The organism is Faecalibacter sp., assembly GCF_057177045.1.
In genome coordinates this window covers 796,351-814,722 of the sequence record NZ_CM169987.1, presented here as the reverse complement: position 1 = coordinate 814,722, position 18,372 = coordinate 796,351, and the positions used below count along the sequence as shown (strand labels likewise).

Below are 18,372 nucleotides of genomic sequence, written 5' to 3'. Positions count from 1 at the left end.
ATGGGAAAAAAGAAAATTACATTTATTGTTAATCCCGTTTCTGGAAATCAAGAAGGAAAAAAGTTAATACAATTACTAGAGAAGCATAATCCTCATCCTGAATTTGAACTAACTATTATGCAAACGCAATTTGCAGAACATGCAGTTCAATTAACAAAAGAAGCATTGGATAAACATGCTGATTATATTGTCGCTTGTGGAGGTGATGGGACCATTAATGAAGTGGCCCAACAATTAATTGGGAAAAGTACACCTCTAGGTATAATTCCAATAGGATCAGGGAATGGTTTAGCAACGAATTTAAATCTTTCTAAAAATTTAGAGATTGCCATTCAAGATGTTTTTAAATTGAAAACAACAACGATTGATGTGGGGCAATTTGATGATTATTATTTTTTTAGCAATATTGGATTTGGATTAGATGCAGAAGTGATTAACGAATATTCTACTGCTGAAGAGCACACCTTAACAGGTTATGTAAAAGCGTTTTTTAATGCGTATAAAAAATACCATTCTCGCCAATTAAAATTAACGATTGATCATCATTTACACATTGAGAAAGAAATGTTCTTTTTATTGTGTTCCAATTCAAATGTTGCAGGCTACGGGATTACGTTTACACCACAAGCAACACTTAGTGATGGAAAATTAGATTTAGTGGCAGTTGAAAAATTAACGTTATTAGAAATGTTTCAATTTGGTTTTCATGTGATTAATCAGAGTTTAGATCAGTTTAATCGAGCTCAATTTTTTCAATTAGAACATTTTACCATTAAATCGTTAGATGGACCATTGATTGTGCAAATGGATGGTGAAGCCTTTGCATTTGAAAAATCAAATGGAGAAGTGAAAATATTAAAACAAGCTTTAAACGTTTTAATACCATAATTAACCAAATATCCTTTATTTTAGCAGTTATGAAAGTAAAAGATTTTACATCAACATTAGAACAAATTGCTCCGTTAAATTATGCGGAAGGTTTTGATAATGTAGGTTTATTGGTCGGAAATTATCATGATGAGGTTACCAAAGTGTTGGTATGTTTGGATACAACACCTGATGTGGTGGATGAAGCCATACGAGAAGGTGCAAACTTGATTATTAGTTTTCATCCCATTGTTTTTTCTGGTTTAAAGAAATTAAATGGAAAAACATACGTCGAACGTGCGGTGATGAAAGCCATCAAAAATGATATTAATATCTACGCCACACATACGGCTTTAGATAATTCGTTTGAAGGGGTAAATCGGGGAATTGTAAATCAATTGCAGCTAAAAAATGCACAAGTATTGATTCCAAAGAAAGATGCCATCAAAAAATTAGTGACGTATGTACCTAGTGAAAATGCTGAGCAACTAAAAAAAGCTTTATATGAAGCAGGTGCGGGGAAAATAGGTTTATATGATTCATGCGGATTTCTATTAGAGGGTAAAGGAAACTTTAGACCTTTAAATGGTGCAAATCCAACCATTGGTACAATTGGAGCATTAGAAGAAGTCAATGAAACTCGTATAGAAGTTGTTGTTCCTCAACATGTAGAACGTCATGTTCTTTCAGCATTGTTCCAAAATCATCCATATGAAGAAGTGGCATATAGCCTAATTTCATTGGTCAACAAAAACCAATACATCGGTTTAGGTATGATTGGTGAATTTGATAATGAGATGTCTGAAATGGAATTTATAGCTTTTGTCAAAGAAAAAATGAATACGCCTTTGATTCGTCATTCGCGTTTATTAAATAAAACAATTAAGAAAGTTGCGGTTTTAGGAGGTTCAGGTGCTTTTGCAATTCCAAATGCAATAGCGTCTGGCGCTGATGCTTATATTACTTCCGATTTAAAATATCATGAATTTTTCTCAGCCGAAGATCAAATTATTTTAATGGATATTGGACATTACGAGTCCGAACAATTTACAATTAATTTAATTTCTTCGTATCTTAAAGAAAAATTTAGTAATTTTGTCGTCTTTAATTCTGGAATTATTACCAATCCTGTTAATTATAGTTAACTATGTCTGAAACAAAAAATATTAAAGAAATGAGCGTTGAAGAAAAACTACGCGCATTATTCGATTTACAATTAATTGATTCACGTTTAGATGAAATCCGTAACACAAGAGGTGAATTACCTTTAGAAGTTGAAGATTTAAAAGATGATGTGATTCAAATGGAAACGAGAATTCAAAAAATCGTTGACGAAACTAAAGGTTTGGAAGAAGAAATTAAATTAAAGAAAGAGGTAATTAAAAATGCTGAAGCTTTAATTAAGAAATATACAAAACAGCAAGATAATGTGCGTAACAACCGTGAGTTCGACGCATTAGCTAAAGAAATTGAATTCCAAGGATTAGAAATTGAATTAGCTGAGAAAAGAATTCGTGAGTTTAACATTAAAATTGAGCAAAAAAATCATGCTGTAGCTGAGGCTGAAGCTAATTTAGTTGCAAAGAAAGAACACTTATCTCACAAACAAGCGGAATTAGAAACGATCGTAAAAGACACAGAGAAAGAAGAAAATTTATTAATTAAATTATCTGCTGAATACTCTGCTAAAATTGAAGAGCGTTTAATTCAAGCTTACAATAGAATTCGTTCTTCAGTGAAGAATGGATTAGCTGTTGTTCCAGTAGAGCGTGGAGCTTCTGCAGGATCATTCTTTACAATTCCACCACAACGTCAAATGGACATCGCTCAACGTAAAAAAATCATTACTGATGAGCATTCTGGACGTATTTTAGTTGACTTAGAGTTAGCTGAAGAAGAAAGAGCTAAAATGGCTGAAGTTATCAAAGGATAATCAACGCTAAATCATATAAAAAAACGCTTCCGATTATTCGGAAGCGTTTTTTTATGGATTGACTTTTTTTGATAAATCGAATAAATCAAAAAAAGTAGAAGCTATTAGGCTTCTACTTTATTACGATTTTTTGGGAATTTTCTGTAATCCTTAATGTTGTGTTTGTAATCTTTTTTCGTAGGACGAGTAATGATTCGAATAGATGTATCATCTGTAAAGAATGATTGCATCCAGTTCAAGAAAATAAATAACTTGTTACGAACGCTTAAGATTAACATTAGGTGTAAGAACATCCATGTAAACCATGCTAATAATCCTTGGAATGAGAATTGAGGTAAATCCACAACAGCGCGGAATTTTCCTACTGTTGCCATTGATCCTGGATCTGCGTATTCGAACTCAGTCCAATTTTCAATAGGCGTTCCATGTCCTAAAGCGATAAAGTTCTTAGCTAAGTTTAACCCTTGGTTGATGGCAACATTAGCTAATTGAGGATGACCATGAGGATACTTAGGCGTTTCCATGTAAGAGATGTCACCGATAGCAAAAATGTTATCTGATCCTTTTACACGGTTGATACGGTCTACTGATAAACGGTTACCACGTTGTAAAATTTCTTTATCTGTACCTTCTAAAACATTTCCTGTTACTCCAGCTCCCCAGATTACAGTTTTAGTTTTAATAACACGGCCATCAGCTAAAGATAAGATTTTACCATCGTATCCAGTTACACGTCCTTCAGTCCAAACGTTTACACCTAATTCTTCTAAGTACTCACGAGATTTTTTGTGAGACGCATCAGACATCGGTCCTAATAAATTTGGTCCACCTTCAATAATGTAGATGTTTAATCCTGAAAAGTCAAAATCAGGATAGTCTTTTGGAAGAATTTTAGTCTTCATTTCAGCAATCGCTCCTGCAAGCTCCACACCAGTTGGTCCTCCACCTACAATTGCAATGTTCATGATTTCTTCTAACTCTTCTGGAGTTGCAGAATAAGCACTCTCAAAGTTTGTGATCAATCTATTCTTAAGCGTAATCGCCTCGTCTGTAGATTTCATTGGGAATGTTAATTCTTCAATTTGTTTGTTGCCAAAGAAATTTGTGGTACATCCATTGGCTAAAACAAGGTAATCGTAAGAAAAATCTCCGATTGTTGTTTCAACTTCGTTTTTATCTTTATTGATTCCTGTTACTTCAGCTAAACGAACTTGAACATTGTTGCTTCCTTGAAATACTTTACGTAGAGGAAACGAGATGTTACTCGGTTCAATTCTTGCAGTGGCAACCTGATAGAATAAAGGTTGAAATTGATGAAAGTTATAGCGGTCTATAAGTGTAATAGAAAAGTTTGGGTTATTTTTTAATTTTCGAGCTAATCTAAGGCCTGCAAATCCAGCACCTACGATGACAATCTTTTTCTTTTCCAAAATTCACTTTTTTGTAAAATTACGAAGTTTATCAAGTATAATGCAACAAAATTGGCTTTTTTTTGAAAATAAATTAATTATACCCAACTACAGCTTTGATTGATAATAAGTTGGAAAATAAGACTTTTAGGAGTTTTTTGTCATCTCATTTTTATTTCTAATTTTAAAGTCTAAATATTATAAAAATGGCAAAATTATTTGAACCTATAGAAATTAATTCCAATCTCAATTTAAAGAACAGAATCATCATGTCTCCGATGTGTCAATACTCTGCAATAGATGGCTTTCCTAATACATGGCATCACGTGCATTATGTATCTCGTGCAATTGGAGGAGTAGGTGCCATAATAGTAGAAGCAACTGCCGTTAGTCCAGAAGGTCGAATTTCTTATGGGGATTTAGGAATATGGAACGACGAACAAATGGAAGCCTATTCCGATCTAATAGAAGAATTAAAAAAACACCAATGTGTTCCTGGAATTCAGCTAGCACACGCAGGTCGAAAAGCAAGTTGTGGTAAACCTTGGATTGATTATCATCAAATTAAACCCAACGAAGTCAATGGATGGAAAACAGTGTCTTCAACTTCAATACCATTTTATGAACAGGATGTTCCTCCTCAAGAATTGTCTGTGGATGAAATCAAACATATTATTGACGATTTTAAACGAGCAGCGCAACGTGCTGTGCAAGCTGGTTTCGATATATTAGAAATTCATGCCGCTCATGGGTATTTAATCCATCAATTTTATTCTCCACTCATTAATCAGCGCACCGATGAATATGGTGGATCATTCGAAAACAGAACGCGTTTCCTAATGGAAATAGTGGATGCCATTAATGCTGTAAAGCAAAATTCCTCTTTATGGGTGCGTATTTCTGCGACGGATTGGGCTCCTGGAGGTTGGGAAATTGAAGAATCAAAGCAATTGGCCTTACTTCTTGAAATAAATGGAGTAGATGTGATAGATGTATCGACAGGAGGTGGAGTCGCTCATCAAAAAATTGATGTGAAAAAAGAATACCAAGTTCCTTTTGCAGCTTCCATTAAAGAAATTTCAAGCATGAAGGTGGGTGCGGTCGGTTTAATAGAAACGCCACAAGAAGCAGAATCAATTTTAGATAAAGATCAAGCAGATTTAATTTTTATTGGACGTGAATTGCTTCGTAATCCTTACTTTGCGCTTCAAGCTTCTATCGAATTGAACAAAGACGTAAAATGGCCCAATCAATATGAAAGAAGTAAACCCAAAAAATAAAAAAAATGTTGGGTATAAAAAAAGTTCATCATATCGCTATTATATGCTCTGATTATCAGAAATCTAAAGCTTTTTATACGGAAATATTAGGTTTAGAAACAATTCGTGAAGTTTATCGAGAGGATAGAGATTCTTATAAATTAGACTTAGCTTTGCAAAATCAATACATTATTGAGTTATTTTCATTTCCAGACACACCGCAACGATTGTCGCGACCAGAAGCATCCGGTTTAAGACATTTGGCTTTTGAAGTGGAGGATATTGAATATAGTATTGATTTTTTAAAATCTAAAAACATTAAGGTTGAGCCAATCCGTGTGGATGAATGGACTTCAAAACGATTTACGTTTTTTGAAGATCCAGATGGTTTGCCTTTAGAATTATATGAATTATAAGAATGATTAAGAAAAGTTTAGTTGCTTTAGCATTAGGAGGATTAGCAATCGGGATGACCGAATTTACAATGATGGGCGTTTTGGAAGATTTTGCTAAAGACTTGAATATTTCAATTCCAAAAGCTGGAAATTTTATTTCGATGTATGCCATGGGTGTAATGGTTGGTGCGCCAACATTGATAATGGCTACCAGCAAATTTTCACCTAAGAAAGTTTTGATGTTTTTCATGCTCTTATTTGCGATATTTAATACTCTTTTTGTCCTATCACCCAGTTATACAACGTTAATTATTGCTCGCTTTTTATCCGGCTTACCTCATGGGGCGTTTTTTGGTGTGGGTTCTGTTGTAGCAAGTCAATTAGCTACGAAAGGAAAAGAAGCTCAAGCGATTGCTTTCATGTTTATGGGGTTAACTGTTGCTAATTTAGTTGGTGTGCCTTTAGGCACATGGCTTGGTCAAGTATTATCTTGGCGATATACCTTCGCGATTATTGCTTCTTTAGGATTAATTACGATGTTGGCCATTCAATTTTGGGTTCCAGATGTTAAAAATAGTAATGAAGGAAGTCTAGTAAAACAATTGTCGTTTTTTAGAAAATGGCAAGCTTGGATGTTGATTGTAATGATATCTATTGGTACGGCAGGATTATTTGCATGGATCAGTTACATTTCACCTTTAATGACCGAAGTTGCAAAACTTAGTAAAGAAACTGTTCCTATTATTATGATTTTAGTAGGATTGGGAATGTGTTTTGGAAATTTGATAGGTGGAAAGGTTGCCGATTCATTATCTCCCAATAAAGCAACAATTATTTCATTTGCGAGTATGAGTATTGCATTATTGATTGTTTATTTTACTTCTGAAATTAAAACTATGGCTTATGTAATGTCTTTCTTTACAGGACTAGTAGCCTTTACCATTGGTTCTCCAATTCAAGTGATGTTAATTAATAATGGGAAAGGTTCTGAAACTTTAGCCGCAGCAGCTGGGCAAGCCAGTTTTAATATTGGAAATGCTTTAGGTGCTTTTTTAGGAGGTATACCTATAGCTTTAGGATATGGCTTTAATTCCCAATTATGGGTAGGAGTAGGAATGGCTTTAATTGGAGCCTTAATCGCATTTATCTTTTTAAAGTTACAACCCGAGAAATAATATTATTTCTTCAGCAATATCAACAGAAGTTGTGTGGTCTCACACAACTTTTTCTTTTTATATTTGTGGCCAAATTTCATAAAACCTTAACTAATTATTGTGTTTAAAGCCTTAATTATCGATGATGAATTTCCTGCACAGGAAGGTCTAAAAAAATTAATCCACCATTCTAAACCGGAATTATTTAAAGAAATACTGGTGGCTAGTTCTGTGAATGAGGGGGTAGAACTTATTCGTGAACATCAACCCGAATTAGTGTTTTTGGATATTAATATGCCTAATGAATATGGGTTTAAATTATTTGATTATTTCGATAAGATAAGCTTTGATGTCATCTTTACTACGGCTCACTCTGATTATATTATGGACGCCATTAATAATTGGGGATGTTTAGGTTATTTAATGAAACCTATTTCCATTTTAGAATTAAAAAATGTCCTTCATCGATTTGAAATAAAAAATTCAAGTTCAATTGATTTAAAATTAGATGAGTCTGAAGATGATGAAAATGATCAGGAACAGTCCATCAAACAAACATTAAATCAACAAGATGGTGTATTAGTTTTTGCTTCTGTAAATGAAATGATTTTTATTAAAATTGAAGAGATTATTTATTGTAAGGCTTCAGACAATTACTGTGAAATTAAGACTACTCAGAAGTTATTTACAATTTCTAAACCTTTGAAAGAGGTGGAAAAAATGATTGATCGTACCTCTTTTTTACGTGTACATCGTTCTTATTTGGTGCATATTAAATACGCAGTTCGTTTAGATAAAAAAAGTAATACGCTGTTCTTGATGGATGATTGCAATAGTACAGAAATTTTAATTCCCGTTACAGCTTCAGGTCTAAAGATTTTAAATCATGTGGCTTCGTAAATTATTCATTTTCTTTAGTATTCTTTTTTATCATTTAGGATATGCTCAAAGTATTGTGGCCGATCAATACACCAGTGACAGTGGACTTGATTCGAACGAAATTTTAAAAATCTTTCAAGATTCCCGTCAAACATTATGGGTTACTACACGCTATGGTACCTATGTGAAGGATATGAATCATTTTCGTCGTATAGACCGTTTTAATGAAATTCAATTTAGTAACGTAAGAGATATTAAAGAGGATCAAAATAAAAACTTATGGTTTGCAAGCTATGGTCACGGTATTGTTTTTTTTAATGGTTCGGTTACAAAGTTATTGACAGAAAAAGATGGTTTGCTTACCAATCGCTTTCAAAATCTTTATCTTTTTAAAAATAAAATTTATGCTGGTGGATATAAGGGCGTTGTATCTATTGATCCCAACACGTTCGAAATAAAAAATTATCACGTTCCTCCATCGTTTAAACATACGATAGACATTAATAGTTTTGTTGAAATGAAGGGTGAATTGTTTATCACGACCTTAAATCATGGTGTGTTTAGAGTCGATGAGAATGGACTCCATCAATTCAGTTATTTTACACCTATCTTATCGTCATTTTCATTTGATGATAAAATTCTATTTTCATCAAATAAAGGGGTTACCATTTTCAATCAAAATCAGTTATTAACCGATAAAACTATTTTTAGAGAAAGAGAATTTCCTGTTATCTGGGATTATTCCCCTGTAAAATATCCTAACAATAAATGGGTTATCACTTCAGATTTAATTTCAGGGACTGGACGAATATTTAAAAATGTAGGAAGAGAATTTCGAGACATTACGAAAGAGGTAGGAATATCGTCCGATTTTCCAAGAGGAATAGTTTACGATAAATACAATAATGTGGTCTATATTTCTACGTTGGATAAAGGATTGTATCGTTTGTTATTGAATATGCCATTTGAGTATTATCCATTTGGAAAAAGACAAGTTATTCGCGTAGTTTCTGTTCCTTATACGGATTATTTGTTGACTCCAAGAGAATTGCATATTCAAGAAAATCATCAAACAAAACGAATTATAGGTGCGAAAGAATTATATGACTATTATCAAAATCATAAGCATATACATCGTTCAAAAGTCGAAAATAATGATCAATTTTTTCCGATTGATTTTTCTCAAAATTCCGATTATATTAAACTTTATGACCTAAAGCAATACCGGGATTCTATTTATTTAGGATCCAACATAGGTATTTTTCGATTGGATATGCAGGGGCAAATTTTGGGATATATTCCGATTCATGGATTTAAATTTGCTGTAACAGAAAATGCTTTAATTGATTTAAATCCTTATCGTGATGTAAAGATTATTCATGATTTCGATCGAATGACTTATTCGGAAATCGATAAACATGATCCCAATCGTCCTACAAATATTGTATCTACAAGCAGCTATGTTCGTTCAGTATATCTTGCATCTTCATTGGAGGGATTATTCCGCTATGAAAATGGAAAATTTCACTCCTATTTACAAGATGGCGAATTTTTAGAATCAAAACTGAAAATTGTAAAATGCATTTCAAATAGTCGTTTGTTGGTGGCTACAGAAGCAGGAGATGTTTACGTGTTAAAAGCAATAGGTGACCGTTTAATCCAAGAGCGAAAAATTAGTCACAAACAAATTAATGACGTTAATATTTCTTTATTGAATGAAGTAAATGCATCAATCATTATTGGGACCAATAAAAATGCAATTATTGTTTCGGGGGATCAATTCTTTTATTTGGATAAAGAACAAGGTTTTAAATACAATAATATTTATTATTCTTCAATTCAAGGAACCCGTTTAATTGTAGCGACAGATGAAGGTTATTATAGTCTGAATATCCATAAAATGGTACAATATGTAGGCAATAAACCACAAATTAATATTTCTGGGATTACGATAAATAATGCCAAATTTGCTCGTAGTAAATTTCACTGGTTCAATTTAATTGATCGGAAACTGAAATTAAAAAGCGATGAGAACAATATTATTGTAGATTTTATTATTATCAATCCGAAATATTCTTACAAGTATAAATATCGTTATCGTTTAAATCCCAATGAAGCGTGGAGTGAATATTTTACCGAAGAATCCATTAAATTTAATTCATTAAAATATGGGAATTATCATCTTGAGTTGGAAATTACTGATCTTACCGGTGGAATTAAAACCATTTTACCATTGCTAGAGATTAAAATCGATCCTCCATTTTATTTGAACATCTATTTTATTGCTGGTAATATTTTAGTAATTGTACTTATATTACTATTGTTATATCGTCGTAAGATTAAAAATATTAAGTTAATCAATGATTTAAAAATTAATCAAATTGTTGAAATTAATAAAGCTGAAAAAAAACGTATTTCATTAGAAAAAAAATTATCTGAAGTTCGTTTGATGGCTTTACAAAGTCAAATGAACCCGCATTTTATCTTCAACATATTAAATTCAATTCAATATTATATTATTGATAACGATGTCGATAATGCATTAGAATGTCTAAGTCGTTTTGCTACGTTAATCCGTAAAATGTTAGATCTGTCCAGCAAGTCATCTATTTCATTAATAGAAGAGATAAAATTCCTTGAACTTTATGTACAAGTTGAGAATTTTAGATACAAGAATAAAATTAATTTTAGTGTGTATACAGATCCTGAAATGCATTTGCATGAAGTGATGTTTCCTCCCATGTTATTGCAACCTTTATTAGAAAATTCAATAGTTCATGGATTTGATACCACGAAAGAGAACAACACCATTTCGGTTCATTTTGAAAAAGAAGAAGATTATTTACACATTATTATAGATGATAATGGACGAGGATTAATTGCGTCTGAAAAATCAAATAAATTACATGAATCTAAAGGATTAAAAATTATCCGAGATCGTTTAAAATTATTCAATCAGGAAAATGCCAATTTTGTAGAAATACATGAAAAAAATCCGGGAACAAGGGCTATTGTGAAAATAAAATTACTGAATTAAATAATTATAAATGAAATTCACCCGAATAAAATCGACATTCACCTTTAGAAAAATGCATTTAACGAAATGAGATATGATTTATTATATTAGGACAAATAACCGCTATATATTTGCATCTCTGAATTACATCAGTAAACAACAATATACCAACAAGCTGTAATGGAGCTATAATAAACATTAATTTAACTTATAAGGGATAAGGCCTTAACCCAACAACTAAACCTATAAAGCTACGACCTCTATCGTAGCTTTTTTTATTGTATAATTGTTCTTAAATTTGGGTCTAATTAGAATAAAAAATACAGAAATTATCATGCAATCTTTACAAGGGAAAAATGCTTTAATTACAGGGGGAAGCCGTGGATTAGGGAAAGCTGTAGCAATTGCTTTAGCAAAAGAAGGAGTAAATGTAGCGATCACAGGTCGTAACATTGCATCATTAGAAGAAACAGTGGCTGAAATCAAATCTTTAGGTGTGAATTCTGCTTATGCATCTTTTGATGTTTCTGATAAAAATGAAGTGAAATCTGGTATCGAAAATCTTACGGGTAACTTTGGTACATTTGATATTTTAGTAAATAATGCCGGAATTGCCGCTTTTGGAGGTTTCTTAGAAATGGAAGAAAATCAATGGGAAGATATTGTGAAAACAAATTTATTTGGACCATACTATGTTTCTAGAGCTGTTGTTCCTGGAATGATTGAAAAGAATGGAGGTGACATTATTAATGTTTCATCTACTGCTGGTTTAAAAGGAAATGCAGTAACTTCAGCATATTCTGCATCTAAGGCAGGTTTAATTGGTTTATCAGAATCATTAATGTTCGAATTAAGAAAGAAAAATATTCGTGTAGCGACATTAACTCCAAGTACAATTGCGTCTGATATGTCAAAAGACGTATTAAAAATTACAGATGGTAATCCTGAAAAAGTTTTACAACCAGAAGATTTCGCAGAACTAATTGTTGACATTTTAAAATTCAACAAACGTGCGATGTTAGCTTCTGCTTCAATTTGGTCGACAAACCCTTAATCATAAATAAAAAGCAATCTGTTAAAGATTGCTTTTTTTATTTTGTCGTTTTAATTTATTTATTAACTTTGAAAATCAAAGCACTTTAAATATGAATGAAGTTAATCCATTTGAGCAATTAGAGGAAATTAAATCCATGATGCAAAAGACAACTAAATTTTCTTCCATCAATGGATGGAGTGGGATTTGGGTAGGTATAATTGGCTTAGTTGCATCATATTTGGTTTATTCCATTATTTTAGAAAGTTCATTTCAATGGCATGGTTTAGCTCCAGATGAATCTCGTGATGCTAAATTAGCATTCATGTTGATCATCACTTTAATTGTTGCTTGCAGTGGAGGGGTATATTTTATCGCAAAAAAATCAAAACGAAATGGTGAATCTTTTATAAACTCGGTCACAAAGCGTATTCTGATCCGCTTTCTTACAATTTTAGGGATTGGTGGTCTAGTTTGTGGTTTATTGTATTATCATTTAAGTTTTGTTTACGTAGCACCATCTACCTTATTATTTTACGGATTAGCACTTCTATACATTGAACGAGATACAATTAAAGAATTAAAATATCTTGCATTTGTAGAGATTATATTGGGATTATTGGCTTTTTACTTCATATACAATGGATTATTATTTTGGACGATTGGTTTTGGAATTGTTCATCTATTTTTTGGAGTATTTTTGGTCAATAAATACAAAGACAAACCTTAAATTTGCTTCATGAATTTTAATTTGAATAAATTAAATAAAGTCTTTGATAATCGTATCCGTGTAGGGATTATGAGTGCTTTAATGATGAATGAAGAAATATCATTTAAAGATCTGAAAGAGTATCTTGATCTGACCGATGGTAACTTAGCATCTCATTTAAAAAATTTAGAAGAGAATGAATATATTACTGTATACAAAGGTTTTATTGGACGTAAAACCAACACCACTTATGCAATTACTCCACTTGGACGCCAAGCCTTTCAAGAGCATTTAGCTTATTTGGAAAAATTGATAAAAAATATTAAATAAAAAATTTTGTATTTAAACTTTGAAAAACAAAGTGCTTTTAAATATTATTTAGATTAAAATTCATCCTATGGAAAATCATCATCAACCCATTGAAAAAACGAAGTTTAATGCTTCAAATTCTACACTTTTAAAAGGGTTCTTCGTCTTTATTTTAACATTAATCCTGCTTATTCCTATTCCAATCATCCTTTCGATCATAGAAGAACGGTCGAATTATCAAGAGCAGGTCGTAAACGAAATTTCAACTAAATGGAGTGGGGAGCAAGTTCTTTATGGTCCTTATTTATGGATGAATTACAAAGTAATTTCTGAAAATGAAAAAGGAGAAAAAATTGAAATAAATGAGTCAAAATTTATTTCTGCAAATTCAAATGCAGTGAAAGGGAATGTAAATACAAGTGTAAAAAAGAGAAGCTTGTATGAAACGGTAGTTTACCATTCTGATCTCAATTTGCAATCAGTTTTTCCGAAATACGAACAAATTTTAGAACACCTGAACATCCAAAATGCTCAAGTTCTTTCGACAAAACTAGTTTTTGGAATACAAGATTTAAAAGGTATGGAAAACCGAATTATTTTACATTCCAATGGAAATAATTATGAATTGAACTCAGATGATGCTTTACAACTAGAAATTGATTCAGAAAACAAAAATAATAATTTAACACTATTATCTACAACAATAGTACCTGATGCTTTTAATATGCAATCTTTTAACATGAATATAAAATTAAAAGGTTCTAAAGCTTTACAATTTATGCCATCAGCATCAGAAACATTTGTTGAAATAACGTCAGATTGGTCGGATCATAAATTTGATGGATATGCATTGCCCATCCAATCCATCCAAAAAGATCAATTACAAACAATGCAATGGAAAATATTTCAAGAACATCCAATGAAAGGGCAGTATTGGAATGGAAAAGTAGATCAAAAAAATTATCAGTTTGGAATAGAATTTCTGCAATTAAATGATCATTACGAAAAAACATATCGCTCTACAAAATATGCCATATTATTTATAGGATTAACATTTGTCGCATTTTTCTTTATCGAAAATAGGAACAATTTTAATATTCATTTGGTTCAATATGCTCTAGTTGGGTTCGCAATATGTGTAAATTTTGTTTTGCTATTATCTATTTCTGAATATTTAGGATTTGATTGGGCCTTTATCATTTCATCAACTGCTACAATCGCTTTAATCACCTATTTTGTATATGGATTTTTAAAATCGTGGAATCTAACTTTTAAAATTACGGGAATGTTAGTGATATTATACAGTTTCATTTATTGCATTCTCCAATTGAAAGAACATGCACTTTTAGTGGGAAGTATTGGATTGTTCTTTATTTTATTGGTCATCATGATGTATTCAAGAAATATCGAATGGAATTCGAAAAAGTAATATTTCAATTGGAGTTATTTGTATATGCAGTGGTAAGTTTATACTTACCACTATTTTGTAGCACTTCCTCGAGGAATCAAAATTTCTTGAATCATCATCACTAAAATCTCTATTTTATGTACTTATATTTCACAAAAGCGAGAAATTTTCTTAAATCAAAATTTTATTTTCAATCTTTTACTCAAAGCATAATATGTTTAAACGGTATAAATCTATTGTTTTTAATTGCATGTTATGTGGATCTAGTCATTGCATTTAATCAATTTGAAGTGCCCTTAGATGTAATAATTGTATTGTTTATAATCAATATGTTAAGCAGTAATGGAATTGCAGTTTTCACTATTCTTCTTTTAAAAGAAGATAATCACGTAATATTTAAATATTCAGGATTACTAGGTACAATATTAACGATCATTTGGTTTGGTATAATCAGTTTAATGAGTGTTACACTTATTGTTTTATCATTTCTTATGAATGGTATAATAACTTCATTCGTGTGTATTCTTTACCTGATCCAAATACTAGCATTAATAAGGCCTAGCGTAAAAAATGTTTTAAATTTATCATAATATGTCATCCAAATAATGAAGATAATTTAATTGAATTTATCTAAAACTGCCGAATATTCATCAAAGTGTAATAAATAGAGAACTTTTATGTTTAAAATGATGTTAAAATATGTTTATTTTTTAATTTGCGTCCACAATTTTGAATATAATTTCCAAAGGGAACACAATGGATAAAAAGAGAATAGGAAATATCCTTACGTTAGGTTTTGCATTATTTGCAATGTTTTTTGGTGCTGGTAATCTTTTATTACCACCATTAATTGGAGTAGAAGTAGGCTCAAGCTTCTTTATTGCAATGGTTGCATTCGGATTATCAGGTATATTATTGCCTTTTACAGGAATTTTATCCATTATACAATCAGGAGATCGTTTCAAAGATTTAGGGAATCGTGTACATCCATGGATTGCACCGATTTTAGGAACGATTATTATGGTTTGTATTGGACCATTAATTGCTATTCCACGTACTGCGGCTACAACTTTTGAGGTAGGGATTCAACCATTTTTTCCTCAATTACAATCATTTTGGGGATCTTTAATATTTTTTATAATCACTTTATTCTTAGCCATCAAGCCTTCGAAGGTAGTGGATGTTATTGGTAACTATTTGACACCTATTTTATTAATTTTATTAGCGATTTTAATTACGATTGGAATTGTAAATCCTACAAGCGCTTTGAAAGAGTCAGAATTGTCCATGATTCAATCATTTAGCGAAGGATTTATTGAAGGGTATCAAACTTTAGATGTCTTAGCATCTGTTATATTTGCCGGTATTATTATTTCAGCGGCGAAAGCAAAAGGGTATCAAGATCAAAAAAGTAAAACCCAAGTGACCATTATATCGGGGATATTATCATCGGTTTGTTTATTGTTCGTTTATGGAGGTTTAATCTATTTAGGGGCTACTTCTGGAATTACTAATCCTGATATCAAGCGTTCTGAATTATTAATCTTAATTTCATCCAATCTATTAGGTCAATATGGACTGATTGCAATTGCTGTTTGTATGGCATTCGCGTGTTTAACGACGGCAATATCTTTAACTTCTGCTGTAGGTAGTTTCTTTAGTGATTTATTGAAAAACAAAATTGGCTATGTTCCCATTGTTATATTATGTACAATAATCTCTTTTGGATTATCAATTAAAGGAGTTGATCAAATCATTCAATTTGCCTATCCACCTTTAGCTTTTATATATCCTATTGTAATGACGTTGGTTATATACATCGTCTTTTTTGGTAAAATAATCTCATCTAAAGAACCCTATGTTGGTGCAGTTATCGCTTCTACATTGGTTGGATTCTTAGGATTATTAAATGTCTTAGGATTACTAAGTCCATCGACTTTCGAAATGTTGAAAATTATTCCATTCTTTGAATATGATTTAGGCTGGGTAGTCCCATCCATTATAGGATTTGGAATCGGATACTTATTTAAAAAATAATAAAAAAGGGAAGCTAGTAATGCTTCCCTTTTTTATTTCTCTTGTGTGAAAAAAGACATTCAAATTATGAGATTGGTAAAATGAATAAAAGATATAATTTGAATGTCATGAACAATTAATACGTACGATAAACATCTACAGTTTAAAATTACGGGTTAAAATTCATTTATAAAATACTCATTTTTAAGTATAAAAAATGATTTGATTGCTCAAACCATTCATAAACCAACCTTAAATATCATGAATTCATATGATAGAAAATCTATCAGAGAACATTTTATTTCCACAAATATAATGCGTTCATCTATTAAAAACAATAACAGATAAAAGAAATGTTCAGTTATTGAAAGAATGTCTTAATTTTTTCTTTTAATGCGTTGGCTTTAATCGTTTGATTCGTTTCTTCTAAAGCTGTAGCATATTCGTTTAAAAATGATTTAATATCTTCATCTGAAGGATTAGCAAAATTTTCTAGGTAATTTTCTACTCCCATCGGATGAATTAAATCATCTACAATTTCAACCACTTTATTCATTTCATTCATTTTAAAATATAAAGAGGAAATGGTGTGATGAATGTAAAAACGATTGATCTCTGCTTGTTCACGATTTTCTTCTGCTTTGAAAAAATCATGATTCAAATATTCTTTATACGAATTGATCGCTTGTTGATATTCATTTAATGCTTCGTAACAACGTCCAATAAAAAATTTAATTTCATGAAATTCTTCAGCATCTATTTTAGAAAAGAATGTAATTGATTCTTTTGGATTTACATAAAATTTGCGATAACCGATAATGAAATCCTCCACAAAATCAACTTCCGTTTGTTCCAAAGCATATTCTAATACTTTCGCTGATTGTTCTTCGGTAAGCTGACCAATAAATGCTTCCCAATAATTCACTAAGGTATTAAAATCATACGCCAAATCCTCAACAAAGATTTGTGCAGCAGTACGTAAGAAGTGACTTTGTAATTGGTCAATTAAATCATGATCTTCATCCGTTAATTCTGTTGGATTGTATAAAAGTGTTTCAATAATTTCAGAAGCTTTCTCTTCGCTATATTCATTACTTAACGCTTTTAGAGCAGCTGTCAGATCAAATTCAGACATATTAAATGTTTTAATTTTATAAAAAGCAAATATACATGGAATAATTTCAATCTCTAAACTTGATACAGCTTTTCAAATAAATAGTAGCTTAATTAGATAAAATAAGTTATAATTTATTAATATAAGAAATAAATATTCTTCGTTGAATGATTAAAAATTATGAAATAAATTAATTATGATTCATTAAGTTACGAATTTTATCAATCAAATTAACGTTTTTTTAATGTTACAATTCGCTTTTTATGCGGTTTATATTTAAATTTGCATACATTTTTAAAACTAAAACAATAAAGAGTTAAGGTTTCTCCTCATCTGTAATTTCCACTGCAGTATAGATTCCCTAGCTCTTTTTTTTATTTTGTACTTTTGATAAAATTTTATAAATGGGTGTAGCAGAGTTATTATTAAAACGTAAACAAGAACTTGCTGAAAAAAATGCAAATGAAGGTGCTGCTTTTCGGGCTGAATATGCAAAAAAAGAAGGGGTAATTGAATTACCTAGTGGATTATTATATGAAGTGATTGAAATGGCTGATGGTCCTCAACCGTCAATGAAAGATAAAGTTTTATGTCATTATCACGGAACAAATATTGATGGTGAAGTGTTTGATAGCTCCGTTCAACGTAAAGTTCCAGCTAGTTTTCTTTTAGAAAATGTGATTAAAGGATGGGCAGAGGGAGTTATGTTGATGCCTGTGGGTAGTAAATTTAGATTAGTTGTTCCACCACATTTGGGATATAAAGACCGTGAAATTTCAAAAGAATTAGGCCCGCAATCTACAATGATTTTCGATATTCATTTATTAGCCATTATGGACTAAATATAAAGCCTCAACAATTGTTGAGGCTT

At 31.3% G+C, this 18,372-nt stretch carries 16 protein-coding genes; 14 read left to right on the top strand and 2 right to left on the bottom strand.

Features of this window, described 5'->3' with window-relative positions; all coding sequences use genetic code 11:
- Genes AC1QSP_RS03715 through AC1QSP_RS03705 form a run of 3 tightly spaced genes read left to right on the top strand, consistent with a single transcriptional unit; the run spans position 1 to position 2,800 of the window.
- Positions 1-888, top strand: a complete 888-nt coding sequence (locus AC1QSP_RS03715) for a diacylglycerol/lipid kinase family protein (protein WP_484079850.1) — start codon at positions 1-3, stop codon at positions 886-888.
- Positions 889-917: 29 nt separating this feature from the next.
- Positions 918-2,012, top strand: coding sequence for a Nif3-like dinuclear metal center hexameric protein (locus AC1QSP_RS03710; protein WP_484079849.1), 1,095 nt, complete (start codon positions 918-920; stop codon positions 2,010-2,012).
- 2 nt (positions 2,013-2,014) lie between these two features.
- Positions 2,015-2,800 carry a zinc ribbon domain-containing protein gene (locus AC1QSP_RS03705; protein WP_484079848.1) on the top strand — a complete coding sequence of 262 codons (786 nt, stop codon included), beginning with the start codon at positions 2,015-2,017 and terminating at the stop codon, positions 2,798-2,800.
- A gap of 104 nt (positions 2,801-2,904) precedes the next feature.
- On the opposite strand, the gene AC1QSP_RS03700 is transcribed toward AC1QSP_RS03705, so the two are convergent.
- Positions 2,905-4,230 (bottom strand): NAD(P)/FAD-dependent oxidoreductase, encoded by a 1,326-nt coding sequence (locus AC1QSP_RS03700; RefSeq protein WP_322969673.1) that lies wholly within the window; start codon positions 4,228-4,230, stop codon positions 2,905-2,907.
- A gap of 185 nt (positions 4,231-4,415) precedes the next feature.
- Between AC1QSP_RS03700 and AC1QSP_RS03695 the strand changes: the two genes are divergently transcribed.
- From AC1QSP_RS03695 to brnQ, 10 genes are all read left to right on the top strand, one after another.
- Positions 4,416-5,489, top strand: a complete 1,074-nt coding sequence (locus tag AC1QSP_RS03695) for an NADH:flavin oxidoreductase/NADH oxidase (protein WP_484079847.1) — start codon at positions 4,416-4,418, stop codon at positions 5,487-5,489.
- Between the two features lie 5 nt (positions 5,490-5,494).
- On the top strand, positions 5,495-5,884 hold the full coding sequence (gloA2, locus tag AC1QSP_RS03690) for an SMU1112c/YaeR family gloxylase I-like metalloprotein (RefSeq protein ID WP_322969674.1): 390 nt from the start codon (positions 5,495-5,497) through the stop codon (positions 5,882-5,884).
- Positions 5,885-5,889: 5 nt separating this feature from the next.
- On the top strand, positions 5,890-7,038 hold the full coding sequence (locus AC1QSP_RS03685; RefSeq protein ID WP_484080382.1) for an MFS transporter: 1,149 nt from the start codon (positions 5,890-5,892) through the stop codon (positions 7,036-7,038).
- 99 nt (positions 7,039-7,137) lie between these two features.
- Positions 7,138-7,917, top strand: coding sequence for a LytR/AlgR family response regulator transcription factor (locus tag AC1QSP_RS03680; protein WP_484079846.1), 780 nt, complete (start codon positions 7,138-7,140; stop codon positions 7,915-7,917).
- Entirely contained in the window at positions 7,904-10,933 is a 3,030-nt protein-coding gene (locus tag AC1QSP_RS03675; protein WP_484079845.1) for a sensor histidine kinase, read from the top strand. Before AC1QSP_RS03680 ends, AC1QSP_RS03675 begins: the two co-directional genes overlap by 14 nt.
- A gap of 313 nt (positions 10,934-11,246) precedes the next feature.
- Complete coding sequence (locus tag AC1QSP_RS03670) at positions 11,247-11,966, top strand: 3-ketoacyl-ACP reductase (protein WP_484079844.1); 720 nt, start codon at positions 11,247-11,249, stop codon at positions 11,964-11,966.
- A gap of 91 nt (positions 11,967-12,057) precedes the next feature.
- Positions 12,058-12,675: a hypothetical protein gene (locus AC1QSP_RS03665; RefSeq protein WP_484079843.1), complete on the top strand. Its 618-nt coding sequence runs from the start codon at positions 12,058-12,060 to the stop codon at positions 12,673-12,675.
- A 9-nt stretch (positions 12,676-12,684) separates the two neighbouring features.
- On the top strand, positions 12,685-12,984 hold the full coding sequence (locus tag AC1QSP_RS03660; protein WP_484079842.1) for a winged helix-turn-helix domain-containing protein: 300 nt from the start codon (positions 12,685-12,687) through the stop codon (positions 12,982-12,984).
- Between the two features lie 67 nt (positions 12,985-13,051).
- Positions 13,052-14,392 (top strand): cell envelope integrity protein CreD, encoded by a 1,341-nt coding sequence (gene creD, locus AC1QSP_RS03655; RefSeq protein ID WP_484079841.1) that lies wholly within the window; start codon positions 13,052-13,054, stop codon positions 14,390-14,392.
- A gap of 735 nt (positions 14,393-15,127) precedes the next feature.
- A complete protein-coding gene (gene brnQ, locus AC1QSP_RS03650; protein WP_484079840.1) occupies positions 15,128-16,408 on the top strand; it encodes a branched-chain amino acid transport system II carrier protein in 1,281 nt (426 codons plus the stop codon).
- 340 nt (positions 16,409-16,748) lie between these two features.
- Here brnQ and AC1QSP_RS03645 read toward each other — a convergent pair whose 3' ends face one another.
- On the bottom strand, positions 16,749-17,522 hold the full coding sequence (locus AC1QSP_RS03645) for a hypothetical protein (RefSeq protein ID WP_484079839.1): 774 nt from the start codon (positions 17,520-17,522) through the stop codon (positions 16,749-16,751).
- Between the two features lie 383 nt (positions 17,523-17,905).
- On the opposite strand from AC1QSP_RS03645, the gene AC1QSP_RS03640 reads away from it, so the two are divergent.
- On the top strand, positions 17,906-18,343 hold the full coding sequence (locus AC1QSP_RS03640) for an FKBP-type peptidyl-prolyl cis-trans isomerase (protein WP_484079838.1): 438 nt from the start codon (positions 17,906-17,908) through the stop codon (positions 18,341-18,343).
- The last annotated feature ends 29 nt before the right edge of the window (positions 18,344-18,372 follow it).